This window comes from Xanthomonas sp. NCPPB 3005, assembly GCF_041228095.2.
GTDB classification, from domain to species: domain Bacteria; phylum Pseudomonadota; class Gammaproteobacteria; order Xanthomonadales; family Xanthomonadaceae; genus Xanthomonas_A; species Xanthomonas_A bonasiae.
Window position 1 is genome coordinate 2,973,208 of record NZ_CP166096.2, and the last position, 24,514, is coordinate 2,997,721.

21 protein-coding genes are annotated in these 24,514 nt (G+C 70.3%); 4 read left to right on the top strand and 17 right to left on the bottom strand.

Annotated features, from left to right (window positions below):
* Positions 1–90: 90 nt before the first annotated feature.
* The 17 genes from AB8810_RS12820 to AB8810_RS12900 form a co-directional block, all read right to left on the bottom strand.
* Positions 91–987, bottom strand: coding sequence for a LytTR family DNA-binding domain-containing protein (locus tag AB8810_RS12820; protein WP_369913829.1), 897 nt, complete (start codon positions 985–987; stop codon positions 91–93).
* A gap of 51 nt (positions 988–1,038) precedes the next feature.
* Positions 1,039–3,975, bottom strand: a complete 2,937-nt coding sequence (locus AB8810_RS12825) for a VIT domain-containing protein (protein WP_369913830.1) — start codon at positions 3,973–3,975, stop codon at positions 1,039–1,041.
* 324 nt (positions 3,976–4,299) lie between these two features.
* A complete protein-coding gene (recJ, locus tag AB8810_RS12830; RefSeq protein ID WP_369913831.1) occupies positions 4,300–6,030 on the bottom strand; it encodes a single-stranded-DNA-specific exonuclease RecJ in 1,731 nt (576 codons plus the stop codon).
* A complete protein-coding gene (locus AB8810_RS12835) occupies positions 6,027–6,947 on the bottom strand; it encodes a phosphoglycerate mutase (RefSeq protein ID WP_191826735.1) in 921 nt (306 codons plus the stop codon). Before AB8810_RS12835 ends, recJ begins: the two co-directional genes overlap by 4 nt.
* A 4-nt stretch (positions 6,948–6,951) precedes the next feature.
* Positions 6,952–7,416: a transcription elongation factor GreA gene (gene greA / locus AB8810_RS12840; RefSeq protein ID WP_170867603.1), complete on the bottom strand. Its 465-nt coding sequence runs from the start codon at positions 7,414–7,416 to the stop codon at positions 6,952–6,954.
* Between the two features lie 8 nt (positions 7,417–7,424).
* Positions 7,425–10,667: a carbamoyl-phosphate synthase large subunit gene (gene carB / locus AB8810_RS12845; protein WP_369913832.1), complete on the bottom strand. Its 3,243-nt coding sequence runs from the start codon at positions 10,665–10,667 to the stop codon at positions 7,425–7,427.
* Between the two features lie 8 nt (positions 10,668–10,675).
* Positions 10,676–11,119 carry a hypothetical protein gene (locus tag AB8810_RS12850; RefSeq protein ID WP_104558976.1) on the bottom strand — a complete coding sequence of 148 codons (444 nt, stop codon included), beginning with the start codon at positions 11,117–11,119 and terminating at the stop codon, positions 10,676–10,678.
* Positions 11,119–12,243: a glutamine-hydrolyzing carbamoyl-phosphate synthase small subunit gene (gene carA, locus AB8810_RS12855; RefSeq protein WP_179564395.1), complete on the bottom strand. Its 1,125-nt coding sequence runs from the start codon at positions 12,241–12,243 to the stop codon at positions 11,119–11,121. Before carA ends, AB8810_RS12850 begins: the two co-directional genes overlap by 1 nt.
* Before the next feature lie 161 nt (positions 12,244–12,404).
* A complete protein-coding gene (gene dapB / locus AB8810_RS12860; protein WP_179564393.1) occupies positions 12,405–13,121 on the bottom strand; it encodes a 4-hydroxy-tetrahydrodipicolinate reductase in 717 nt (238 codons plus the stop codon).
* 377 nt (positions 13,122–13,498) lie between these two features.
* Positions 13,499–14,209: an MOSC domain-containing protein gene (locus tag AB8810_RS12865; RefSeq protein WP_369913833.1), complete on the bottom strand. Its 711-nt coding sequence runs from the start codon at positions 14,207–14,209 to the stop codon at positions 13,499–13,501.
* 22 nt (positions 14,210–14,231) lie between these two features.
* On the bottom strand, positions 14,232–15,434 hold the full coding sequence (locus tag AB8810_RS12870; RefSeq protein ID WP_369913834.1) for a PLP-dependent aminotransferase family protein: 1,203 nt from the start codon (positions 15,432–15,434) through the stop codon (positions 14,232–14,234).
* 345 nt (positions 15,435–15,779) lie between these two features.
* Positions 15,780–16,844: a hypothetical protein gene (locus AB8810_RS12875; protein ID WP_369913835.1), complete on the bottom strand. Its 1,065-nt coding sequence runs from the start codon at positions 16,842–16,844 to the stop codon at positions 15,780–15,782.
* A gap of 58 nt (positions 16,845–16,902) precedes the next feature.
* The gene (locus tag AB8810_RS12880; RefSeq protein WP_206229088.1) at positions 16,903–17,496 is read right to left on the bottom strand and encodes a hypothetical protein; all 594 of its coding nucleotides are present in this window, start codon (positions 17,494–17,496) and stop codon (positions 16,903–16,905) included.
* A 684-nt stretch (positions 17,497–18,180) separates the two neighbouring features.
* Positions 18,181–18,549, bottom strand: coding sequence for a hypothetical protein (locus AB8810_RS12885; protein WP_369913836.1), 369 nt, complete (start codon positions 18,547–18,549; stop codon positions 18,181–18,183).
* Between the two features lie 43 nt (positions 18,550–18,592).
* The gene (locus tag AB8810_RS12890; protein ID WP_369913837.1) at positions 18,593–18,847 is read right to left on the bottom strand and encodes a DUF6587 family protein; all 255 of its coding nucleotides are present in this window, start codon (positions 18,845–18,847) and stop codon (positions 18,593–18,595) included.
* A gap of 1 nt (position 18,848) precedes the next feature.
* A complete protein-coding gene (locus AB8810_RS12895; protein ID WP_179564381.1) occupies positions 18,849–20,708 on the bottom strand; it encodes a ferrous iron transporter B in 1,860 nt (619 codons plus the stop codon).
* Positions 20,705–20,962, bottom strand: coding sequence for a FeoA family protein (locus AB8810_RS12900; protein ID WP_139117945.1), 258 nt, complete (start codon positions 20,960–20,962; stop codon positions 20,705–20,707). The genes AB8810_RS12895 and AB8810_RS12900 overlap by 4 nt, the downstream gene beginning before the upstream one ends.
* A 125-nt stretch (positions 20,963–21,087) precedes the next feature.
* Here AB8810_RS12900 and AB8810_RS12905 point away from each other — a divergent pair, with 125 nt between their 5' ends.
* The 4 genes from AB8810_RS12905 to AB8810_RS12920 all read left to right on the top strand — a co-directional run bounded on the left by AB8810_RS12905 (position 21,088) and on the right by AB8810_RS12920 (position 24,475).
* Positions 21,088–21,876 carry an enoyl-CoA hydratase-related protein gene (locus tag AB8810_RS12905; RefSeq protein ID WP_206259207.1) on the top strand — a complete coding sequence of 263 codons (789 nt, stop codon included), beginning with the start codon at positions 21,088–21,090 and terminating at the stop codon, positions 21,874–21,876.
* Positions 21,873–22,274 carry a VOC family protein gene (locus tag AB8810_RS12910; protein ID WP_191826728.1) on the top strand — a complete coding sequence of 134 codons (402 nt, stop codon included), beginning with the start codon at positions 21,873–21,875 and terminating at the stop codon, positions 22,272–22,274. Before AB8810_RS12905 ends, AB8810_RS12910 begins: the two co-directional genes overlap by 4 nt.
* A gap of 177 nt (positions 22,275–22,451) precedes the next feature.
* Positions 22,452–23,345: a hydroxymethylglutaryl-CoA lyase gene (locus AB8810_RS12915; protein ID WP_369913838.1), complete on the top strand. Its 894-nt coding sequence runs from the start codon at positions 22,452–22,454 to the stop codon at positions 23,343–23,345.
* Positions 23,346–23,704: 359 nt separating this feature from the next.
* The gene (locus tag AB8810_RS12920; protein ID WP_179564373.1) at positions 23,705–24,475 is read left to right on the top strand and encodes an SDR family oxidoreductase; all 771 of its coding nucleotides are present in this window, start codon (positions 23,705–23,707) and stop codon (positions 24,473–24,475) included.
* The last annotated feature ends 39 nt before the right edge of the window (positions 24,476–24,514 follow it).

Here is a 24,514-nt window from a genome sequence, read left to right on the forward strand (position 1 = left end):
TTCCGGCAAACGGCAAACAAGAGCGCGATTCTAGCAATTCCGGCCGCCGCGCCACAGCGCGCGCACTGCCGCGGCCGGGCCGGGCCGCGATCACTCGGCGATCGCCGCCTCGCCCTCCCCGGCCGCCGCGCGCAGGGCGGCGCGGTAGCGGCGGCTGCACGGCACATGGCTGCCGTCGCGCAGGTGCACGCGCGCCTCGCCGGCATCCAGCGGTTCGATCGAGACCACGCAGCCCAGGTTGACCATGTAGCTGCGATGGATGCGCACGAACACGGCCGGGTCGAGCCTGGCCTCGATCGCGGCCATGGTGCTGCGCAGCGGGTAGTCGTGGCCGCGCACGTGCAGGTTGACGTAGTTGCCCGAGGCCTGCAGCCATTCGATATCGGCGGCCGCGACCAGGAACTCGCGGCCGAGCTTGCGCACCAGGAAGCGCTCCGGGCGCTCCAGCGACTCCACCGGCGGGCCTTCGTCGGGCGCGCCGAGCAGGGCCGCCTCGCCCTGCCAGCGGCGCAGCAGGAAGCGGTACATCTCCACGCACAGCAGCATCGAGGCCAGGCTGCGCACGTCTTTCAGATACTCGTAGGCCAGCCCCTGCGGCCATGGGCCGAAGTCGTAGTGCAGCCCCTGCAGGCGGTACACCGCGCTGCGGATCGCGACCATGCCCAGCACGTGCAGCACCGACAGCGCGACGCTGCCCAGCAGGTAGGCCGGCAGCCGGCGCCGCCAGTTGTCCCAATGCAACGGATGGCGCCGGGTCAGCGCCGCCAGCAGCGGCACGATCAGCAGGAACACCAGATTGCTGGACCATTCCCACAGCGCCGGCTCCCACGCGGCGAAGTGCAGTCCCGCCTTGCGGATGTCCATCAGCACGGTGACGCTGTTGGCGGTGCTGTTGACCAGGGTGAGTGCGACCCAGAAGCCGATCTCGAAGCTGCGGCGCCACGGCAGGAAGCGGGCGTAGACGCTGGTGGCGGGCGATTCGGACATGGCGCATTTTAGCGCGCCGGCCACTCGGCAATGGCCGGCGCGCGGACGGCCTCAGCGCACCTCGAACTCGCCGACCAGGATCGTCTCCTTCTTGTCCTTCAGCCGCAGCGTCACCTGCTGGTCGCGCTGCGTGGCGCTGCCCCAGCCGGTGCTCAGCTGCAGGTGCAAGGTGGTGGCGCCGGTGACCAGCGGCTGGCGGTCGCCGAAGAAGTTCGCCTCCACCTTGTACTTGCCCGGCTTGGCCCGGCGCAGCGAGAACTCTTCCGGCCCGTAGCCGCCGGTGAAGTCCTGCGACAGCTGCCCACCCTGGTAGGTCGAGCGGTGCGCGTAGTAGCAGCGCTCGCCGTTGGGATCGGTCACCCACAGGTCCATGTCGCTGTTGTCGCTGTCCCAGTTCAGCACCACGCGCAGGTCCAGCGGCAGGTTGCGCTGCAGGCGCGGGTCGATGAAGGCGGTCTGCAATGGCCGCTGCGAGCGCGCCACGATCGCGTTCAATTCGTTCAAGGCGATCAGCGCCACGCCGTCGAAGCGGGGGTCCCAGTCGCGTGCGACCACCTGGTACAGCTGTTCGATCGCGGCCTGCGCGTCGCCGCGCGCGGCGTAGGCCAGGCCCAGGTCGCGGAAGCTCTGCGGCTCTTCCTCGCCCAGCCGCAGCACCTGCTCGAACACCGGCACCGCCAGGTCCGCCCTGCCCGCCTGCAGCAACCGGTAGCCGAGCACGCGCAGCACATGGCGGTTCTCCAGCTGCAGTTCGGCCAGGTTCGACAGCACGCGCAGCGCCAGCTCGCGCTGGCCGCGTTCGAACAGCACGTCGGCCACGTCCAGGTAGAACGCCACGCTGTCGGCATGCGCGGCGCGCTCGCTCAGGTACAGCGGATAGACCGCCTCCGGCGCGGCGGCACGCAGGCGCCGGGCGTAGGGCGAATCCGGCTGCCACGGCTGCAATGCCAGGGAAATCGTGGTGGATGCGGGCGCGCCGGCACGCGCATCGGCGTTCGCTGCGTCGCCGTCCGAGGCCGCGACCGCGCCGGTGACGACCACCGCCTCCAGCTCGGCGGACTCCGCGGCCGGCATCGGCGCGGCGGGTGCAGGCGGCGGCGCCATGGCCATCGCCGGTGCGGGCCGGGAAACGCCGTCCCGCCGCTCCCGACTGGCGTCGTGCTCCTCGCGTTGCGGCTTGGGCTGCGGCGGCGCGTTCTTCGGGAACGTGCGCTGCCACCAGGCGACGCGCTGGGCGAAATCCTCGGCGACGCGATCGATGCGCTGCTTGCGCTGCTCGCCCTGCGCTTGCTGGCGCTGCGCCTGCGCGCGCGCCACCGCCTCGCGCAGCGCCGCTGGCGGCGCGATGGCGTAGCGCACGTAGTCGTCGACGTTCTCCAGCACCAGCAGCGAGGTTTCGGCGCTGACCAGGCCGAAGCGGCTGGCCAGCTGCTGGCGGCGTGCGGCGTCGCCTGTCGGATCGGCGGCCAGGCTGCGCAGCATGGCCCGCGCCCAGGCGCCCGGCACCAGCTCGCCCGGCACCTCGCTGGCGTCGCGCAACGGGAGACTCAGACGGCGCGTGCTGGCGGCGGTGGCGATCTCCAGGTGCAGCGTCGCATCGGCCGCGAGCAGGCGCCCGGCGATGCGCAGATAGCCGTCGTCGGCGTAGCGCGAATCGGCGACCAGATCGGCGACGCCCTCGCCCTGCAACGCCACCAGTTCGCCGCCGCGCTGCAGCAGCCGTTCGCTGGCCTGCTGCACGCCCTGCACGCCATGCAGCTCGATCAAGCGGCCGCCGCGCGCTTCCGCCGATGCCGCCAGGCGTGCGGCATCGGCATGGGCACCGGCCGAATCGACCGCGTACAGGCGCTGGCCCGGCGCCAGCGCCGGCAAGGCCTGCGCGCCGTAGTTGCCCAGGCCATCGCTGAACAACAGATACTCCTGCACGTCCGCCACCGGCCGCCAATCGCCCAGCGCGCTGGCGCCGTCCGGCTGCAGGCCCTGCAGCGTCGCTTTCAACGCGCTCCAATCGCCGGCGCGCACCTGGAACCGGCGCGGCGCCTCGGCGCGGTCGCGCAGCACGACCAGATCGACCTGCGCGTTGCCCAGCGCGGCGAAATAGCGCTGCAGCAAGGCCAGTTCGGCGGCAATGTCGCGCTGCCGCGCCGAACCCGATGCATCCCACAGCAGGCCGATGCGCTGCGGCAACGGGCGTGCGCCGTGCAGATCGGCGATCGGCAGCAGCGCCTGGAAATAGCGCTGGCCGTCGTGGCTGCCGACCGCGACGCGCGGATCGCTGGTCGCGCGCAACGACAGCGCCAGTTCCCTCGGCAGTTGCGCGGGCGTGCCCGACCATGCCGCCGCGTAACCGCCGGGCGCCGGCGACAGGCGCAGGCCCGCAGGCAACGCGGCGGTGTCCACCGGCGCCGCCTGCGTGCTCAATGCCAGGCGCAGCGTCTGGGCGCTGGCCGCATAGCCCAGCGGCAGCCGCCACTGCCAACCGGCGGCAGTGCGCGGCAGCGACTCGCGATAGACCAGGCGCACGCGGCGGCTGCCGTGCGCGGGAATCGGATAGAGCCGCAGCTGAAACTGGTTGCCGGCGGTCTGCTCGACCAGGCCCGGGTCCACGCCGCGCCGCTCGATCGCCTCGAACACCTGCCGCCCGCGCGCCTTCGGCACCGGCACCGCGTCGCGCATCTGTCCGTCGATGTCCAAGGCGAAGCCGCTGATCTGCTGGCCGTCGCGCAGCGGGAACGCCAGCTGCCCTTCCAGCACGCGCGCATTGGGGTTGAAGAACAGCAGCTCCACCGTGGTTTCGGCCAGGCCGGCCGCGGCGTGCGCGCTCACCGTCGCCGAGCGCAGCTCGACCGGGCGCTCGCTGTGATCGGTCTTCAGCAGTGGGGCGAGAAGTTGCCGCTGCGGCGCGGTCTGGGCCAAGGCCGGCACGGCGGCCGCCGACAACAGCGAGAACAACAGCAGGCACAGGCCTTTGCGCGCGACGTACGGCATGGATCACTCCTTGATGGGACGGTACAGCTTGAACGTCCGGGGCGGCGCAGCGGGGTTATCCAGAATCTTCGCGCGGTGTGCTCGGGCCGCTGAGTCTTGCATCGATGCGGCTGATCCCATCTTCACCCAAGCCGTCTGCGGGGGAGAGAGGCTGGCTGTTCCCTTCTCCCGTCGGGACCATGGCCCGCTTTTCGGGGGAAGGTGGCCCGCAGGGCCAGATGAGGGTCCGGGCGCCGCCTCGTGCACCCAACGCTGCGAGTCGCTTTCGCGCCGTACCCTCACCCCAACCCCTCTCCCGAAGGGAGAGGGGCTAAGGGCAATGGATCAGCCCGACAGGCTCCGGCAGTGCTCCACCACCAGTTGCACCGCGTCGCCGCCGCGGTAGTCGTCGGCGACCAGGCGGTAGGCGATGTGCACGCGGCGGCCGGGTTCGTCGCCGCGCCACCCGTTGAAATGGATCGCGTTCAATGGCTCGCCGCGGCCGGCGCAGCGCAGGCTCAGCTTGAGGTGGCGCTCCTTCAGCAGGCGCCACTGCAGCACCTCGAACTCACCGTCGAACAGCGGCTCGGGGAAGCCCTGTCCCCATGGCCCGGCCAGGCGCAGCGCCTCGGCATGGCGATGGTCCAGCTCGTGCGGATCCAGTGCGCCGTCGCTGAGCAGTTCGGCCTGCAGCAGCGCCGCGTCCAGGCTGGCCAGCGCATGCTCGCGGAACAGCTGTTCGAACTCGGCCAACGCGGCGTGCGGCAGGCTCAGGCCCGCGGCCATCGCATGGCCGCCGAATTTGTCCATCAGCCCCGGCCGGCGCGCTTCCACCGCGGCCATCGCGTCGCGGATGTGGAAGCCGGGAATCGAGCGCGCCGAGCCGCGCAACTGGTCGCTGCCCGGCTCGGCCGGGGCGAAGGCGATCACCGGACGGTGCAGGCGGTCCTTCATCTTCGAGGCGACCAGGCCGATCACGCCCGGATGCCAGTCGGCATCGAACAGGCACACCGCCACCGGTGGCGCGTCCGGCGCGGCCAGCAGCGCCTGCGCCACCGTGGCCTCGGCCTCGTCGGTCATCTGCTGCTGCACCGCGCGGCGCTCGCCGTTGATCTGTTCCAGCGTGGCGGCGATCTCGCGCGCCTGCTGCGGGTCCTCGCACAGCAGCAGCTCGATGCCCAGCGCCATGTCCTCGAGCCGGCCGGCGGCGTTGAGCCGCGGCGCCAGCGCGAAACCGATGTCGCTGGCGCTGAGCCGCGCCGGATCGCGGCCGCTGGCTTCGATCAGGGCGCGCAGGCCGATGCAGCCGTCGCCGCGCTGCAGGCGGCGCAGCCCGGCCGACACCAGCGCGCGATTGTTGGTGTCCAGCGGCACCAGGTCGGCGACGGTGCCGACCGCGACCAGGTCCAGCAACACCGTCAGATCCGGCGCCTGGGTCGCGAACGCACCGCGCTCGCGCAGGTGCCGGCGCAACGCCAGCAACACGTAGAAGATCACCCCGACGCCGGCCAGCATCTTGCTCGGGAACGCGTCGCCGGCCAGGTTCGGATCGACGATCGCGTCGGCCGGCGGCAGCACGCTGCCCGGCAAGTGGTGGTCGGTGACCAGCACCTGCCAGCCCAGCGCCTTGGCCGCGGCGACGCCGGCATGGCAGGCGATGCCGTGGTCGACGGTGACCAGCAGGTCCGGCTGCAGCGGCGCCAACTCGGCGACCAGCGCCGGCGACAGGCCGTAGCCGTGCACCATGCGGTTCGGCACCGCGTGCAGCACCTGCGCGGCGCCGAGCAGGCGCAGCCCGCGCACCGCGACCGCGCAGGCGGTGGCGCCGTCGCAATCGAAATCGCCGACGACCAGGATCCGTTTGCCGGCGGCGATCGCGGCGGCCAGCAGCGCGACCGCCGCGTCGATGCCGCTCAGCGCATCCGGCGGCAGCAGCTGCGCCAGCTTCGGCTGCGCCAGGCTGGCGTCGTGGGCGCCGCGCGCGGTGTAGATACGGCGCAGCAGCGGCAGCACGCTGTCCGTCCACGGCCCACCCTCGGCGGCCGGCCGCCGGGTGATGCGCAGCGCCGGACTCATGCGTCCAGGCGCGCCAGCGGCCGCCGCCAGAAGCGCCAACGCTGCTCGCGCTCGATCCGGAAACGGGTGCCGTCCTCGAAATCCAGCAGCAGTTGCTGCAGTTCGCCCAGGCGCAGCGCTTCGAGCAGCGGCTGCATCACCTCGCCGACGAACTGCTCGGGCGCGCGCAGCTGGCGCAGATCGACCAGCGCATCGACGCGCGGCGTTTGCCCGGCGTCGATGCCGGCGGCCTGGGTCAGCGCGCGCAGCAGCGGCTCGCGGCTGCGCACCTGCGCATGCGCGCTGGTCACCGTGGCCGGCAACGCGCCGCCGCCCCAGAACCACAGCGAGTTGATCGCCGGCTGCCCGCGCGCACTGCGTTCGCGGTTCCACGGATGCTGGTGCAGCAGCACCTGCGCCTCGGTCAGCAGCGCCCGCCAGCGGCGCCCGCCCTCGCCCTGCGGCAGATGGTCGAACAGATCGGCGCCGAGCACCTGCGCCGGTGCGGCGAACGCAGGCAGTACGCTGTCCGGCGCCAGGCGCAGATACCAGCGGGTGGGTTCCGGCGCGTCCAGGACCAGGCCGGCCTCCGCGAACAGGTCCTGCAGCGACGGCAGCAGCGCGGCCAGGTCGATCGCGTCGATCGCGAGCATGTCGCCATGCGCCATCAGCCGCGCGCCCTGCATGTCCGGCACCACATAGGCCGGATCGGCGCGCAGCCACACGGCGTCGCCGGCGTCGCCGGCGTCCAGCTGGCGGGTCAACGCCGCCACCGGCCATTGCCCGGGCGGCAGCGTGAAATGGCGGCGCAACTGCGCTTCGGAACCGGGCTCCAGGCGCTCGCGGTCGGCGCGGCCGAACGCCCGCGCCACCTCGCCGGTCAGCGCCGCAGCGGCCAGGCGCGCGCGCTCCGGCAACAACAAGGTGGCGACCGCCACGACGTCAGCCGACGTATTCGACGCTGACGATCTCGTACTCGCGACGGCCGGCCGGGGCGTCGATGCTGACACTGTCGCCTTCCAGCTTGCCGATCAGCGCGCGCGCCAGCGGCGAGGAGATCGCGATCAGGCCCAGCTTGATGTCCGCTTCCAGATCGCCGACCAGCTGGTAGCGCTTCTCTTCGTCGTTTTCCACGTCGGCCAGGGTCACGGTCGCGCCGAACACCACCTTGCTGCCGACCGCCAGCTTGCTGACGTCGATGATCTCGGCATGCGACAGCTCGCTCTCCAGCTGCTTGATGCGGCCTTCGATGAAGCTCTGCTGCTCGCGCGCGGCGTGGTACTCGGCGTTTTCCTTCAGGTCGCCGTGCGCGCGCGCCTCGGCGATCGCGGCGATGACCTGCGGCCGCTTGACCGACTTCAACTGGTCCAGTTCCTCGCGCAAACGCAGCGCGCCTTGCATGGTGATCGGGGCTCTCACGCTTCCAGCTCCTTGTGCAGTTCCTGCAGCGCCCAGACCGGACCGGTGCCGCGGAATTCCAATGAATGCACCAGCGCGCGGGCGCCGGCAACGGTGGTCGAATAGGTGACGCGCTGCTGCAGGGCTTCGCGCCGGATCGAGAACGAATCGGAGATCGCCGCACGGCCCTCGGTGGTGTTGACGATATACACGATTTCGCCGTTCTTGATCAGATCGACGATATGCGGGCGGCCCTCGGCCACCTTGTTGATCTGGTCGCACTGCAGGCCATGCTGGCGCAGCCACGCGCAGGTACCGCTGGTGGCCACCAGCGTGTAGCCGCGCTCGACCAGCGCCTGCGCCACCGGCAGCACGCGCTGCTTGTCCGGGTCGCGCACCGACAGGAACGCCTTGCCCAGCGGCGGCGCCTTGATCCCGCCGGCTTCCTGCGCGCGCGCGAACGCGGCGCCGAAGCTGCGGCCCACGCCCATCACCTCGCCGGTGGAGCGCATCTCCGGGCCGAGGATCGGGTCCACGCCCTGGAACTTGGCGAACGGGAAGATCGCTTCCTTCACCGAGTAGTAGTCGGGCACGATCTCCTTCAGCGCGCCCTGCTCGGCCAGGGTCTTGCCGGCCATGCAGCGCGCGGCGATCTTGGCCAGCGCCATGCCGGTGGCCTTGGACACGAACGGCACCGTGCGCGAGGCGCGCGGGTTCACTTCCAGCAGGAACACGATGTCGTCGCCGGCTTCGTCCACCTGCACCGCGAACTGGGTGTTCATCAGCCCGACCACGTTCAGGCCCTTGGCCAGCATCACCACCTGGCGGCGCAGTTCGGCCTGGGTCTTGGCCGACAGCGAATACGGCGGCAGCGAGCACGAGGAATCGCCCGAATGCACGCCGGCTTCCTCGATGTGCTCCATCACCCCGCCGATCAGCACCTGGCCGTCCTTGTCGGCGATGATGTCCACGTCCACTTCGACCGCGTTGTCGAGGAAACGGTCGAGCAGCACCGGCGAGTCGTTGGAGACCTTGACCGCGTCGCGCACGTAGCGCGCCAGGTCCGATTCGCCGTAGACGATCTCCATCGCGCGGCCGCCGAGCACGTAGCTCGGGCGCACCACCAGCGGATAGCCGATCTCGCGCGCCAGCACCAGCGCCTCGTCGGCGTTGCGCGCGATGCGGTTCGGCGGCTGCTTCAGGCCCAGCTTGTCGACCAGCTGCTGGAAGCGCTCGCGGTCCTCGGCCAGGTCGATCGAGTCCGGGCTGGTGCCGATCACCGGCACGCCGTTGGCCTCCAGCGCGCGCGCCAGCTTCAGCGGGGTCTGCCCGCCGTACTGCACGATCACGCCCTTGGGCTGCTCCAGCTCGACGATCTCCAGCACGTCTTCCAGGGTCAGCGGCTCGAAGTACAGGCGGTCGGAGGTGTCGTAGTCGGTGGACACGGTCTCCGGGTTGCAGTTGACCATGATGGTTTCATAGCCATCCTCGCGCAGCGCCAGCGCCGCGTGCACGCAGCAGTAGTCGAACTCGATGCCCTGGCCGATGCGGTTGGGGCCGCCGCCGAGGATCATGATCTTGTCGCGGTTGCTCGGCTTGGCCTCGCACTCGTCCTCGTAGGTCGAATACAGGTAGGCGGTGTCGGTGGCGAATTCGGCCGCGCACGAGTCCACCCGCTTGTACACCGGGCGCACCTTGTGCGCGCGGCGCAGCGCGCGGATCGCGGCCTCGTTGGTGCCGCACAGTTCGGCCAGGCGCGCATCGGAGAAACCGGCACGCTTGAGCGTGCGCAGGCGCGCGGCATCCAGCGAGCCCAGGCCGTCGGCGGCCAGCTGCTTCTCCTGCGCGATCAGGTCCTCGATCTGGTCCAGGAACCACGGATCGATGAACGACAGCGCATGCACCTGCTCCACGCTCATGCCGGCGCGGAACGCATCGGCGACGTAGAACAGCCGCTCCGGACCGGGCGCCTTCAACTCGCGCTTGAGCGCGGCCATGTCGTCCTCGCTGCCCAGGTCCAGCCCGGTCGGGTCGAGCCCGATCTTGCCGGTCTCCAGGCCGCGCAGCGCCTTCTGCAGCGATTCGGAGAAGGTGCGGCCCATCGCCATCACCTCGCCCACCGACTTCATCTGCGTGGTCAGGCGCGCATCGGCCTGCGGGAACTTCTCGAACGCGAAGCGCGGGATCTTGGTGACCACGTAGTCGATCGACGGCTCGAACGAGGCCGGGGTCAGGCCGCCGGTGATCTCGTTCTTCAGTTCGTCCAGCGTGTAGCCGACCGCCAGCTTGGCGGCGACCTTGGCGATCGGGAAGCCGGTGGCCTTGGAGGCCAGCGCCGAGGAACGCGACACGCGCGGGTTCATCTCGATGACGACGACGCGGCCGGTCTGCGCATTGATGCCGAACTGCACGTTGGAGCCGCCGGTGTCCACGCCGATCTTGCGCAGCACCGCGATCGAGGCGTCGCGCAGGCGCTGGTATTCCTTGTCGGTCAGGGTCTGCGCCGGCGCCACGGTGATCGAGTCGCCGGTGTGCACACCCATCGGGTCCAGGTTCTCGATCGAGCAGACGATGATGCAGTTGTCCGCGGTGTCGCGGACCACTTCCATCTCGAATTCCTTCCAGCCGAGCACCGATTCCTCGACCAGCACTTCGCTGGTCGGCGACAGCTCCAGGCCGCGGGTCACGATCTCGATCAGTTCCTCGCGGTTGTAGGCGATGCCGCCGCCGCTGCCACCGAGGGTGAAGCTGGGGCGGATGATGGTCGGATAGCCGACCCGGGTCTGGATCTCCAGCGCTTCCTCAAGGGTGTGCGCGACCGCCGCCTTCGGGCATTCCAGGCCGATCTCGCCCATCGCCACGCGGAACAGCTCGCGGTCCTCGGCCATCATGATCGCTTCGCGCTTGGCGCCGATCAGTTCCACGCCGTACTTTTCCAGCACGCCGTGGTCGGCCAGGTCCAGCGCGCAGTTCAGCGCGGTCTGCCCGCCCATGGTCGGCAGCAGCGCATCGGGCTTTTCCTTGGCGATGATCTTCTCGACCGTCTGCCAGTTGATCGGCTCGATGTACACGGCGTCGGCCATGTTCGGGTCGGTCATGATCGTGGCCGGGTTGCTGTTGACCAGCACCACCCGGTAGCCCTCGTCGCGCAGCGCCTTGCACGCCTGCGCGCCGGAGTAGTCGAACTCGCAGGCCTGGCCGATGACGATCGGGCCGGCGCCGATGATGAGGATGGTTTTTAGGTCGGTGCGCTTGGGCATGGGGATTCTCAGTAAAGTCGGTCCTGCCACGCCGCGGGGGCGCGCCAGGTGATCTGGTCGGACGATCGGGCGTCGATCGCACCATGGTCGACCGCGGCGCGAACCTCGCGCTGCATCGCGGCCCAGCTGGGAGCGGCGGCGCCGATGCGCGCGCCGATCCGGTTGTTGTGGGCATCCATCGCCCGGCTCGCGTTGCCGCGCCCGTCGCGCTCCATCACCGCCGTCACCCAGTCCACGCAACGCGGCGACAAGGTGTAGGCGACGATGGCGCTGGCCAGGCTGTGGCGGTACGCATCGGCCGGGCCGTTGCGCCCGCCGGGCAGCCCGGCGCCGAGCCACTGCGCGTAGACCGCGACCAGCACGAACAGCGGATACGCCGCGAGCGCCAGCAACGCCAATACGCCCCAACGCCAGCGGCGTGGACGCAGCGACGGCGCCAGCGCGGCGCTCATCAGGCGGCGGCCGCCATCAGCGCGGTGAAGCGATCGAACAGCGGCGCCACGTCGCGCGGACCCGGCGAGGCTTCCGGGTGGCCCTGGAAGCTGAAGGCCGGCGCGTCGGTCAGTTCGATGCCCTGGTTGGTGCCGTCGAACAGCGAGCGGTGGGTCACCCGCACGTTGGCCGGCAGCGACGCTTCGTCCACCGCGAAGCCGTGGTTCTGCGAGGTGATCATCACCCGGCCGCTGTCCAGGTCCTGCACCGGGTGGTTGGCGCCGTGGTGGCCATGGCCCATCTTCAGGGTCTGCGCGCCGGCGGCCAGCGCCAGCAGCTGGTGGCCCAGGCAGATGCCGAAGGTCGGGATCTTCCTGGCCACGATTTCCTTGATCGCCGCGATCGCGTAGTCGCACGGCGCCGGATCGCCCGGGCCGTTGGACAGGAACACGCCGTCCGGCTGCATCGCCAACACCTCGGCGGCAGGCGTCTGCGCCGGCACCACGGTGACCTCGCAACCGCGCTCGGCGAGCATGCGCAGGATGTTGAGCTTCACGCCGTAGTCGTAGGCCACCACCTTGTACTTCGGTGCGGCCTGGGCGAACGCGTTGCTGTCCAGGTCGAGCTGACCGTCGCGCCACGGATAGGCCTTGCCGGTGGAGACCACCTTGGCCAGGTCCATGCCCTTGAGCCCGGGGAACTTGCGCGCCGCTTCCAGCGCGGTGTCCACGTTCACTTCGCCGGCCATCACCGCGCCGTTCTGCGATCCCTTCTCGCGCAGGATGCGGGTCAGCTTGCGGGTGTCGATGCCGGCGATGGCGACCACGCCGCGCTGGATCAGCCAGTCCGGCAGCGATACCTGGCTGCGCCAGTTGCTGGGACGGCGCGGCACGCTGCGCACGATCAGCCCGGCCGACCAGACCTGGGCGGCTTCGTCGTCCTGGTCGGTGCAGCCGGTGTTGCCGATATGCGGGTACGTCAGGGTGACCAGCTGACGGGCGTAGGAGGGATCGGTGAGGATCTCCTGGTAGCCGGTCATCGCGGTGTTGAACACCACTTCGCCGACGGACAGGCCGGCGGCGCCTACGGATTCGCCCTCGAACACGGTGCCGTCTTCAAGGACAAGGATTGCGGGTTGAGTCACGGGGTTCGCCTTGGGGAGAGAGGAACCCTGCCCCACCAACTTGCGGCTGCAAGAAACCGCGAACTCGGCGCTTCTCCGGGTCCGTGGCGATGGGTAACAGGCGAGCGAGAATTGTACCGACGCGGACCTGTCCGCGCCAGACGTTTATGTGAAAGCGCCGTTCAGCCGAGCAGATCGCGCAGCCGGTAGGCCCCGGGCGCGCGGCCCGGCAGGCGCGCGGCGGCATGCAGCGCGCCGCGGGCGAAGATGTCGCGGTTGCTGGCGCGGTGCACCAGTTCCACCCGCTCGCCGAGTCCGGCGAACTGCACCAGGTGCTCGCCGACGATGTCGCCGGCGCGCAGGCTGGCGTAGCGCGGCTGCGCGCCGCCATGCGCGGCGGCCTCGCCCAGGGTCAGCGCGGTGCCGGACGGCGCGTCCTGCTTGTGCACGTGGTGCGATTCGACGATGTCGCAGTCCCAGCCCGGCAGCGCCGCGGCGGCGCGTTCCACCAGGTCGTTCAGCACCGCCACGCCGAGGCTGAAGTTGGACGCCCAGATCAGCGGGATGCCCGCCGCCGCGTCGGCCAGTGCCTGCCGCTGCGCCGCGTCCAGGCCGGTGGTGCCGGACACCAGCGCCGCGCCGCGCGCCACGCACAGCGCCAGCACCGGGTCGAAGCCCTGCGGCAGGCTGAAATCCACCGCCACGTCGAACGCCGGCGCGCCGTTCAGCTCGGCCGCGGCGAAGTACGGCACCCCGTCGACCACCCGCTGCGCCGGCGCGCGCCGGATCACCGCCCCCACCACCTGCAGCGCCGGGTCCTGCGCCGCCAGGCGCAACAGCGCCTGGCCCATGCGGCCGGATGCACCATGAATCAACACACGTACGGGGGAAGTCGTCATCGCACAAGGCTAGCGGTTTGTCGCGATCCGCGACAGGGGTGCGGCGCCTTGGCGTTGGTCGGCAACGCAGGCGGGTCGAGCGTTGACGGCATCCGGCAACGGAAGGGTCTACCGTCCCGTTCATCGCGGCTGCAGTCGCTCCCACAACGGTCTTGTGGCTCCCTTGCAGCGTGCCCTGCAGGAGCGGCTTTAGCCGCGACAGACAAGCAAAATCGCAAGGCTTACTGACATCCCTTGTCGCGGCTGAAGCCGCTCCTACAGGGGCTTGCGGACAGCGGGCTGGGTGCACTGTGGAAGGGCTGCAGGCCCGACACCATTCAACCCCGGAAGGTCCGCGGTTCCGCCGGTCGCCGCCGCTGGCCCTGCGGTTGAGCGCCCTACTCGGCCGCCGGCTGCCCCAGCAGGCGCTTGTCCCAGCACTCGACCTCGCGCTGGGCCAGACGCCGCTCGAACAGCACGCGCCAGTTCGGCACCAGCGGCAGTTCCAGCACCTGCTCCAGCTGCGCCGGATCGACCTCGCGCCGATACAGCAGCTGGATCAGGCGGGTCAGCGACCAGTCCGGGTAGGGCCGCTCCAGCAGGGTCAGGCGATCGCCGGCGGCGACGTCGCCCGGCTGCAGCACGCGGTAATACCAGCCGGTGCGGCCGCTTTCCTGCACGCGCCGCGCCAGCGCCGCCACACCGAAGCGGTCGGACAGCTTCCAGCACGGCTGCCGCGACTGCGAAACCTCGACCAGGGCCGTGCCCAGCCGCAGCCGGTCGCCCAGGCACAGGTCGGCCTCGGTGGCGCCGAGCGTGCTGAGGTTCTCGCCGAATGCGCCCGGCGCCTCCAGCAAGGCATGCACACCCAGTTCCTGGCGCCAGGCCGCGTAGTGGTCGCGCGGATAGTGGTGCAGCGCCTTGTCCGGGCCGCCGTGCACGCGGCGGTCGCCCTGCTCGTCCAGTTCCAGGCCGTCGATGCCGATCCGCAACCGCCCCGGCAGCGGCCGCTTGGCGATCGCGCTGCGGCTGCCGGGCCGGGTGAACGCCTGCGCACGGCCGACCAGCACCGCGTCCACGCCCAGGTCCAATGCCGCAGCCGAGTGCATGCGCAGGCGTCCGGGTGCCGGATCAGGCCGCCGCGCTGCGATGCGCGGCGATCTCGGCCTGCAGCAGTTCGCCGAGGATGCGCACGCCGCGCTCGATGCGCTCTTCCGGCACGGTCACGAACGACAGGCGCAGGGTATTGCGCTGCGGTTCGACCGCGTAGAACGGCGCGCCCGGCACGAAGGCGACGTTGCGCTCGATCGCCTTGGCCAGCAGCGCGCCGCCGTCCATGCCTGCCGGCAGTTCGACCCAGATGAACATGCCGCCGGCGGGACGGTTCCAGCGCACCTGCGACGGGAAGTACTTCTCCAGCGCCGCCAGCATCTGCTGGCAGCGGCTCGCGTACAGGCTGCGGATACCGGGGATGTGCGCATCCAGGAAGCCGTCCTGCACCGCCTCGTAGACGATGCGCTGGCTGAACGAGGGCGTGTGCAGGTCCGCCGCCTGCTTGGCCTGCACCAGCTTGGCGTGCACCGCTTCCGGCGCGACCACGAACCCCAGGCGCAGGCCCGGCGCCAGCACCTTGGAGAACGAGCCCATGTAGATGGCCCCGTCCGGATTCATCGACAGCAGGCTCGGCAGCGTGTCGCCGCTGTAGCACAGCTCGCCGTAGGGGTCGTCCTCGACGATGGGCACGCCGGCGGCGGCCGCGCGCGCGACCAGCGCCTGGCGCCGGTGCAGCGGCAGGCGCCGCCCGGTCGGGTTCTGGAAGTTCGGCAGGCAGTACATGAAGCGCGCGCCGGCCAGTTGCGCGTCGTCCAGCGCATCCACCACCAGCCCGTCGTCGTCGGACTGCATCGCCGCGAACGCCGGCTGGAACAGCGAGAACGCCTGCAGCGCACCGAGATAGCTCGGCGTCTCCACCAGCACCTTGCTGCCTTCGTCGATGAACACCTTGCCGAGCAGGTCCAGGCCCTGCTGCGATCCGGTGGTGATCAGCACCTGGCTGGGACGGATGCTGGCGCCGTCGCGGCTCACCCGCGCCGCCACCCATTCGCGCAAGGGCAGATAGCCTTCGGTCGGGCCGTATTGCAGTGCCGCCTGCGGCGCCTCGCGCAGCACCTTGTCGCAGGCGTACTGCATGCGCGCCACCGGGAACGTGTCCGGCGACGGCAGCCCGCCGGCGAACGAGATCACCTCCGGGCGTTCGGTGACCTTGAGGATTTCGCGGATCGCCGAACTGGTCAGCGCCTGCGCACGGCGGGAGAACTGGAAGGAGGTCGTCATGGCCACTAGCATAGCGGCAGCATGGCCGCGCTCCACTGTGCAGCGCAGCGCAAGCGACAGCGCCGGTCGGCGATGGACCGGGCCGACCCAGGTCGTGCCTGCGCTGGCACAGGCATGGGTCCGGCAACGTCGACGCACGATCGTGGCGTGGCTAGGCGTGGCGGTCCGCAGGAACGGAGCGCCCAGGGTGGCGCGCCTCGACCAGCGCCGAGCGCTGGTCCGGCGCGATCTCGATGCTGCGGACGGGGTGGCTGCAGCGGCAGAGTTCGCTGCGCCGGCCGGCGGACGCCAGCTGGCCCGACACGGGCGCCGTGTCCTCGCTGGCCGCGCAGACCTGGTGGCCGGCTATCGACCCGCTCCGACCACCTGCCCGAACCGCTGGCGCTCGGCACTGGACGCCGAGGGGCGCGCAACCGCGCTGGCGAGCGTGGACCTGAGGGTCGGGCTCAGTTGCACGTCGCCGCTGGCGACGGCATCGAGCGTGGTCATCACCAAGGGGCTGGTGGCGCCACGTGCGATGTAGTTCACCGCCACATCCGCAGCTTCGTCCGGAGCGGAGAGGCGGTAGATCTTCTGCACCGCCAGGGCGCGCACCAAGGCGTCGCCATCGCCCGAGGCCAGCGAGTCCATCTGCGCCACCGCGCTGCGCTTGAGCGCGTCGGCACCGGGCGAGACGTCGTTCTCGATGGTGCCGATGAAGTTCAGCGCGGCCACCGCGGTGCGCTGATCGGTACCGCGCGCGTCCAGGGTCGCCAGGGCATCGGCATAGACCTCCCGCGTTGCCTGGCCAGGCAGGTTGAAATAGGTCTCGTACATTTCTGCGTAGAGTCCCTTGTCCTTGCCGGCCCAGATCTGGTTGGCCTCGTCGAGTACCAGCGCGCGTCCCTGCGGCGAGGGCACCAGCATGCCGCGCAACATGTCGCGTTCCATCGCCTGGCTTGCCGGCATGGCCCGGTAGGCCTCGGCCACCGCCTGTCTCGCCTCGGCGCTGCCGTCGACCGACGCCAGCAACCGCGCCGCGAACGCGTCCCGCTCGGCGCGCGACGGCGGCGGGTTGGCGTTCACCCGGGCAAAGAACTCGCGCAGACGGCGCTGGACCTCGCCGGCGTCGAACGGCGTTGCCGCGTCGGCGGCGCCGTCTCGCATTGGCGCATCTTCGATCGCGGCTTGCGCGGAGCGATGAGGATTGGCCGCATCGATGGCCATGCCGAGGCGAACCTGGCCGGAGGAGCCTGCCGGCGCGGCGATCTCGCCTTCCGCGCCAGGCAGGTCCGCGTGCGCATGCTGGTAGAAGTACACCGCGGTAAAGGCGAACAAACCGCCGACGATCGCCAGCGGCAGGTAGCCGCGACGTACAGGACTCTTCATTATTTTCATTGGATTGTCACAGGTCTGGAAGAACACCGGCACGACCCCGTACCTGCGCTGACGCGCAAGCACGGGGAGCTTCCGCCATCGCGAGGCGCGCTTAGATGCGCTCGTAGTCGCAGGTGCTGCCGCGCCATTCCGGCAGATAACCCTGTCGGGAATAGGTGCCGCCGTCGTAGCGACAGGACCAACCGGAGCCACCCTCCCAGTTCGACTTCCAGCCTGCCGGACAGGACGACCGCAACGTGACGTAATAATCCGGATCGCCACCGACCACGTTGACCGTGCCGACACGCTCGCTGAAGAGGATCGCAGCGCGGCCCTTCCAGCCCGGTTTCGGCGAACAGGTCACGGTTTCCGAACGGACATTGCACGCCGACCAAGAGTTGTTGTAACCGCCGTTGATTTCCATCGAACCGACCCGGGTGGGAACCGCCCATTTGATACCGATATTGAATCCACGGGTCACGCAAGAGCTGTGGCCCGTGGTCAGCGCCACCGAACCGCAGGAACCGCCCTGGTTGCTGAAGCAGTAATGCCAGTCCGATCCGTCGATATATTCGGAACGCTGCTGCTTGCCGACCCAGCCGCCGAAGGTGGTTCTCAATTGCGTAGACGGATCTGCAGCGGCGACGCCACTGAATAAGAATAGGACCAACGAAAACAAGACGACCCTTACTTTCAATTTCGACATACCACTCTCCCTAATAAATAAGCCAGCCCAAGATGTAGACAAATAGCGCCACTGCGTCACACACGACCACCCTGGAAAACGCAGCGAAAACCTCCGCATGGCGTGCGGAGTATTTCGATCGACATTTACCAAGGAATTCCAGTTGGAGTGACGGTGCGCAGCCTATCCAGGCAATGCTACATATTGGTGGCACGCAAAATTAACTGGATGCAGAAAATCAAATTGTATTAATATTATAATATTGAACTAATTTGAAAATCCGGTCGGCCGGCCCCGCGCTTGCGCTGGCAGCGACCGCTGCCCCACCTTCCCGCAAGATCGCCTCTGAGCCTTCTACGTTGCTTATCACGCAGGCATGGCAGTAGCGCTTCAACGCAGCGCCAGCGCAGAGCGCATCGTGCAGCCAAGACGCTGCGGCGCGACCGCTACGCGAACCGGTCGCGTGCGCGCGGATGCGGGCAGGCTTTTTTGAGCGCAACGCGATGTCGGCAACAGCCATCGCCGCAGGCACAGCCCGATGGCGCAGCCTCACGGCAGCAAGTGTCGCCTCCGCCATTCGCCTGCCGGCAACGTCGATGCCGCCGCGACGGTGACAGGCCGCAGCAGTCGCAGCCGCCGCTATGACGGCCGCCGAACAACGGTCCGCGGGTGCCGGCATCAAGCCTGTGTTGCGGCGCCCGACAATTACCCCAGCGCGGCAGGCGTATACAGACGCACATCCGAGATGGCGGGAAGTGCGGCCGCCGCCGCGAACAGCGCCTCGTCCAACTGCAGGATCGGGCCGTAGGCGATCGTGGTCTGCGCACCGATGGAGGACAGGCGGCGCAGCACGGTCAACCGATAGCCCTGCCCCCGGTAATAGCGGGTGCCGCCGTCGGCCGGCAATGGCGCTTCGGGATCGATGCGCGCGTGCAGCGGCACGCGGCCAGCCGCGACGGCGCGGAAATCGGCATCGGCGTGACGCAATGCGTCGCGCTGCGGCGGCGCGAGCGCCTGCAGATCCAGGCCGAAGAAGGCGGCCGCCAGCGGCATGGGCAGCGGCAGATCGCTCATGGCAGCCGGTGTCGGCGCATCGTTGCCGCCCGCCGCTGCCAGTTCAATGCCGGCGCGGCGGCGCCGGGCCGCAGCTGTCGCAGCCGCCGCACGCACCGGCACCGGCGGTGGCCGCAGGCGCGATCCTGCGGCCAATGGCCTGCAACCAGGATGCGCGACCCGGCTTGAGCAGGCGCACGGCGATGGCCCCGCGCAGCTTGCGTGCGGTGCCGGGAAACTGCTTCTTCAGCACCACCCAGGTGCTGAGCAGGACCGCCAGTGCGATCACCAAGTACTGCAACAGCAGCGAAGCGCTCATCTCAGCCGGCTCCCAGTGCCGCCGCGACCTGGTAGGTGACCAGCGAGGCCAGATACGCCAGCGCGAACAGGTAGAACGCGGCGAAGCTCATCTGCTTCCACGAGTTGGTCTCGCGCTTGATCGTGGCCAGGGTGGAAATGCACATCGGCGCGTAGATGTACCAGACCAGCAGCGACAGCGCGGTGGCCAGCGACCAGCCGTCGCTGATCAGCGGCGACAACGCCTGCGCGGCGGCATCGTCGTCGGCCGCCGACAGCGCGTACACCGTCGCCAGCGACGCCACCGCCACTTCGCGCGCGGCCAGACCGGGGATCAGCGCGATGCAGATCTGCCAGTTGAAGCCCAGCGGCGCGAACACCGTGGTCATCGCATGGCCGATGCGGCCGGCGAAGCTGTAGTCGATCGGCGGCAACGTGGCGTTGGCCGGCGCGGCCGGGAACGACAGCAGGAACCACAGCAGGATGGTCAGCGCCAGGATGATGCCGCCGACGCGCTTGAGGAAGATCGCCGCGCGCTCCCACAGGCCCAGCGCCAGGTCGCGCAGGTGCGGCACGCGGTACGACGGCAACTCCAGCAGCAACGGGTGCTCGCCCTTGTCGCGGCGCCACTTCTTCATCGTCCACGACACCGCCAGCGCGCTGGCGATGGCGGCGAAATACAGGCCGAACAGCACCAGGCCCTGCTGGTTGAACACGCCCCAGACTTTTTTCTGCGGGATGAACGCGCCGATCAGCAGCGCGTACACCGGCAAGCGCGCCGAGCAGGTCATCAGCGGCGCGACCAGAATCGTGGCCAGGCGGTCGCGCGGGTCCTGGATGCTGCGCGTGGACATGATGCCGGGCACCGCGCAGGCGAAGCTGGACAGCAGCGGGATGAACGAGCGCCCCGACAATCCGGCCGCCGCCATCATGCGATCGAGCAGGAACGCCGCGCGCGGCAGGTAGCCGGATTCCTCCAGCGCCAGGATGAAGGCGAACAGGATCAGGATCTGCGGCAGGAAGATCACCACCCCGCCGAGGCCGGCGATGATGCCGTCGACCAGCAGGCTGTTGAGCGGACCGGGCGGCAGCGTCGCACCGACCCAGGCGCCGAGCGCCTTGCTGCCGCCGTCGATCAAGTCCATCAGCGGCGCCGCCCAGGCGTACACCGCCTGGAAGATCAGGAACATCACCACCGCCAGGGTCAGCAGCCCGGCGACCGGATGCAGCAGCCAGCGGTCCAGCGCGTCGTCGATGCGCGAGGTGCGGGTCGGCATCGACACCGCGGCGGCGAGGATGCGCCGCACCTGCTGGTGGTAGTCGCCCTGCCCTTCGGCCGGCGCCACCGCCGGCGGCAGCGCCGGAGCCAGCGCGTCGAGCCGCTCGACCAGCGCCCTGGCGCCATTGCGGCGCACCGCCACGGTCTCGATCACCGGCACGCCGAGCGCGTCTTCCAGCGCCTGGCGGTCGATCTGGATGCCGCGGCGCTGCGCGGCATCGACCATGTTCAGCGCCACCAGCATCGGCTTGCCCAGCTCGCGCAGCTCCAGCGCGAACCGCAGGTGCAGGCGCAGGTTGGTGGCATCGACCACGCACACCAGCACGTCCGGCGCCGGCTCGCCCGGATAGAAGCCGCGGCACAGGTCGCGGGTGATCGCCTCGTCCAGGCTGGCCGGCTGCAGGCTGTAGGCGCCCGGCAGGTCGAGCACGGCGAAGTCGCGCCCGGACGGCGCGCGGAAGCGGCCTTCCTTGCGCTCGACGGTCACGCCGGCGTAGTTGGCCACCTTCTGTTTGCTGCCGGTGAGCTGGTTGAACAGCGCGGTCTTGCCGCAGTTCGGATTGCCGACCAGGGCCAGGCGCAGCGGAACGGCGTCCGCGCTCATGACTGCGCCTCGGCGGCGGCACCGACGCTGACCTGCACCCGCGCCGCTTCGCTGCGGCGCAGGGCGAAACGGGTATAGCCGACCTGCACCAGCAACGGCTCGCCGCCGACCGGACCGCTGGCCAGCACCTGCACCTGTTCGCCGGCGACGAACCCCAGCTCGCGCAGGCGGCGCGCGATGGCGTCGTTGGGCTGTCGGTCGTGCACGGTCTCTACGGTGGCGGTGCTGCGCAACGGCATGTCGGACAACGTCACGGAACGTTCCGTCGAATAAGAATGGTTATCAATTGTAGCACCGTCGCAGCGCATGATGGCGCGGCCGGCGCGGCCCGCTATGATTCCCATATGGCTGCCGTTATCCCTCCGTACGAGAACTGCCGATGAGCGATGCATTGCTGCTGGAGCGCTCAGGCAAGGTCCTGACGCTGCGGCTGAACCGACCCGAGGTGCGCAACGCGTTCGACGCCGGGCTGATCGCGCAGCTGACCGAAGCGCTGCACCAGATCGGCGCCGATCCGAAGGTCAAGGTGGTGGTGCTGGCCGGTGCCGGCGCCGCGTTCTCGGCCGGCGCCGACCTGCAGTGGATGCGTTCGATGGCCGGCGCCAGCGAGGCCGACAACCTGGCCGATGCGCTGGCGCTGGCGCAGCTGATGCGCACCCTGGACGAACTGCCCAAGCCGACCGTGGCGCGGGTGCACGGCGCGACCTTCGGCGGCGCGGTCGGGCTGGTCGCCTGCTGCGACATCGCGGTGGCCTCCACCGATGCCCGCTTCGGGCTCAGCGAGAGCCGCCTGGGCCTGTTGCCGGCGGTGATCTCGCCGTATGTGATCGCCGCGATCGGCGCGCGCCAGGCGCGGCGCTGGTTCGCCAGCGCCGAAGCGTTCGATGCGGCGACCGCTACCCAGATCGGCCTGGTGCACCAGACCGTGGCGCCGACCGCGCTGGACGCGGCGGTGCAGCGCCAGGTGGAACTGCTCGGCCAGGCCGGCCCGCTCGCCGCCGCCGGCGCCAAGGCGCTGGTGCGCCGGGTCGCCGCCGGTGGCGACAACGCCACGCTGGACCGCGACAACGCCGCGCTGATCGCGCGGCTGCGGGTCTCGGCCGAAGGCCAGGAAGGCCTGAGCGCGTTCCTGGACAAGCGCGACCCGAACTGGCTGGGATTCTGGTGAGCCCGTTCGACCACATCGGCCTGCGCTGCGTCGACCTGGAGCGCAGCCTCGCCTTCTATCGCGCCGCACTGGCCACGCTCGGGCTGGACATCGTGATGGAGGTGAGCGCGGCACAGAGCGGCGATCGCCGCCACATCGGCTTCGGCCGCGACGGCAAGCCCAGCGTCTGGCTGACCGATGGCGCCGCCGGCGCCGGCGGCCAGCTGCATCTGGCCTTCGTCGCCGCCGACCGCGCCCAGGTGGATGCCTTCCATCGCGCCGGGCTGGCCGCCGGCGGTCGCGACAACGGCGCCCCAGGCCTGCGTCCGCACTACCACCCCAACTACTACGGCGCCTTCCTGCTGGATCCGGATGGACACAACATCGAAGCCGTCTGCCAGCGGCCGGCGAGCGCCTGAGCGGCGCCCTCTGATGGCGGTCGCACTTCGCGCAGGCTGCGGCCTGCGCCGCTCGGCAACGGCGCGCAGCCGTTCACTTCAAGGACTGCATGTGACCGCCACTTCGCCGTTTCCGCCCTGCCCCGCGCCGCCTCTGCCGACCGCGCCCGCTTGCGCGCCCCAGTGCAGGCGCCGCCGATGAGCGACTTCGTCCGCCTGGTGGAAGTGGGACCGCGCGACGGCCTGCAGAACGAAAAGGCCTGGGTCGCCACCGCCGACAAGATCGAGCTGATCGCGCAGCTGTCGCGCACCGGCCTGCGCAGCATCGAGGCGACCAGTTTCGTCAGCCCGAAATGGGTGCCGCAGTTGGCCGACGCGGCCGAGGTCTACACCGGCATCGTGCCGGCGCCGGGCGTGGACTATCCGGTACTGGTGCCGAACCTGCAGGGCTACGAGCGTGCGGCCGCGGTCGGCGTGCGCGAGGTCGCGGTGTTCACCGCCGCCTCGGAGACCTTCAACCGCACCAACACCAATGCCGGCATCGACGAATCGTTGGCACGCTTCGCGCCGGTGCTGGCGCGCGCGGCCGCCGATGGGGTCAAGGTGCGTGGCTACGTGTCCACCGTGCTCGGCTGCCCCTACCAGGGCGATGTGCCGCTGGCCGACGTGGTGCGGGTGGCGCGGCAGCTGCACGCGATGGGCTGCTACGAGATCTCGCTGGGCGACACCATCGGCGTCGGCACCCCGGGCAAGGCGCGGGCGATGCTGCGCGCGGTCGCCGCCGAGGTGCCGATGCCGGCGCTGGCAGTGCATTTCCACGACACCTACGGCCAGGCCCTGGCCAATATCGCCGCGTGCCTGGAAGAAGGCGTGCGCGTGGTCGATGCGGCGGTGTCCGGCGCCGGCGGCTGTCCGTACGCCAGGGGCGCCAGCGGCAACGTGGCCAGCGAGGACGTGGTCTACCTGCTGCACGGCAACGGCGTGGCCACCGGCATCGACCTGCCGGCCTTGGCCGCGACCGGGCGCTGGCTGGCGCAGAAACTCGGCAGGCCGACCGGCAGCAAGGTCGGCCAGGCGCTGGCGGCAGCGTAACCGCGGCCGACCGGCGCGGCGGGATCGGCGCGCCGGCAAGGCCCACCGATCCTGCGCCGGCAACGACGCCCACGCCATTGCCGGGCGTGCAGGTCGAGGACAGTCCAGGCCGGTGCGCACGGCACTGACGCGGATACGGGCGCCGACCAGCGGCGCATGTCCTCCTCGCGCGCACCGGCCGAAGCGGGTGCGCCGTGTTCCATGCAATCGCCGCCGTGCAGGCAGACGCAGCGAACGCGAAGCACGATGCGCCCGCCAGGCCTGGCAGGCGCTTTCACGCGCTTGCCGTCGCCAGCCGGGCAGCGGCAGCGGCAGCGGAGAGTCGGCTAAAATGCGCGCTTTCCTGGGAGGGAACATCCATGCAGCTTGCCGATATCCGCGCGGTGGTCACCGGCGGCGTTTCCGGCCTTGGCCTGGCGGTCGCGCAACGCATCGTCGCCGACGGCGGCAAGGTCGCGCTGTTCGACCTCAACGACGACAAGGGCGCGGCCGCGGTCGCCGCGCTCGGCGCCGCGCAGGCGCGCTATTTCCGCACCGACGTCAGCGACGAGGCGCAGGTGGCCGCGCACCTCGGCGCGGCGCGCGACTTCCTCGGCGGGCTCAACGCCGCGATCAACTGCGCCGGCATCCTCGGCGCCGGCCGCGTGCTCGGCAAGGAGGCGCCGATGGCGCTGGCCACGTTCCAGGGCACGGTGATGGTCAACCTGGTCGGCAGCTTCAACGTCGCCAAGGCCGCCGCCGATCTGATGCAGCACAACCCGCCGGGCGAGGACGGCGAACGCGGCGCGATCGTCAACACCGCCAGCGTCGCCGCCTACGAAGGCCAGATCGGCCAGGCCGCCTATGCCGCCTCCAAGGGCGGCGTGGTGGCGATGACCCTGCCGATGGCGCGCGAACTGGCGCGCTTCGGCATCCGCGTCAACACCATCGCCCCGGGCATCTTCTGGACCCCGATGGTGGACGGCATGCCCGAGGCGGTGCAGCAGTCGCTGGCCGCCTCGATCCCGTTCCCGCCGCGGCTCGGCCGCCCCGAGGAATTCGCCGACACGGTGATGTTCCTGCTGCGCAACCGCTATCTCAACGGCGAAGTCATTCGCCTCGATGGCGCGGTGCGGTTGGCACCCAAGTAGCCGGGAATGGAGAATCGGGAATGGGGAATCGCAAAGCGC

What these genes read in the sequence shown, in the direction of transcription:
- AB8810_RS12820 (WP_369913829.1), bottom strand. Translation starts at nt 987, where the DNA reads ATGTCCGAATCGCCCGCCACCAGCGTCTACGCCCGCTTCCTGCCGTGG.
- AB8810_RS12825 (WP_369913830.1), bottom strand. Translation starts at nt 3,975, where the DNA reads ATGCCGTACGTCGCGCGCAAAGGCCTGTGCCTGCTGTTGTTCTCGCTG.
- recJ (WP_369913831.1), bottom strand. Translation starts at nt 6,030, where the DNA reads ATGAGTCCGGCGCTGCGCATCACCCGGCGGCCGGCCGCCGAGGGTGGG.
- carB (WP_369913832.1), bottom strand. Translation starts at nt 10,667, where the DNA reads ATGCCCAAGCGCACCGACCTAAAAACCATCCTCATCATCGGCGCCGGC.
- AB8810_RS12850 (WP_104558976.1), bottom strand. Translation starts at nt 11,119, where the DNA reads ATGAGCGCCGCGCTGGCGCCGTCGCTGCGTCCACGCCGCTGGCGTTGG.
- dapB (WP_179564393.1), bottom strand. Translation starts at nt 13,121, where the DNA reads ATGACGACTTCCCCCGTACGTGTGTTGATTCATGGTGCATCCGGCCGC.
- AB8810_RS12865 (WP_369913833.1), bottom strand. Translation starts at nt 14,209, where the DNA reads ATGCACTCGGCTGCGGCATTGGACCTGGGCGTGGACGCGGTGCTGGTC.
- AB8810_RS12870 (WP_369913834.1), bottom strand. Translation starts at nt 15,434, where the DNA reads ATGACGACCTCCTTCCAGTTCTCCCGCCGTGCGCAGGCGCTGACCAGT.
- AB8810_RS12880 (WP_206229088.1), bottom strand. Translation starts at nt 17,496, where the DNA reads ATGTCGAAATTGAAAGTAAGGGTCGTCTTGTTTTCGTTGGTCCTATTC.
- AB8810_RS12885 (WP_369913836.1), bottom strand. Translation starts at nt 18,549, where the DNA reads ATGAGCGATCTGCCGCTGCCCATGCCGCTGGCGGCCGCCTTCTTCGGC.
- AB8810_RS12890 (WP_369913837.1), bottom strand. Translation starts at nt 18,847, where the DNA reads ATGAGCGCTTCGCTGCTGTTGCAGTACTTGGTGATCGCACTGGCGGTC.
- AB8810_RS12895 (WP_179564381.1), bottom strand. Translation starts at nt 20,708, where the DNA reads ATGAGCGCGGACGCCGTTCCGCTGCGCCTGGCCCTGGTCGGCAATCCG.
- AB8810_RS12905 (WP_206259207.1), top strand. Translation starts at nt 21,088, where the DNA reads ATGAGCGATGCATTGCTGCTGGAGCGCTCAGGCAAGGTCCTGACGCTG.
- AB8810_RS12915 (WP_369913838.1), top strand. Translation starts at nt 22,452, where the DNA reads ATGAGCGACTTCGTCCGCCTGGTGGAAGTGGGACCGCGCGACGGCCTG.
- AB8810_RS12920 (WP_179564373.1), top strand. Translation starts at nt 23,705, where the DNA reads ATGCAGCTTGCCGATATCCGCGCGGTGGTCACCGGCGGCGTTTCCGGC.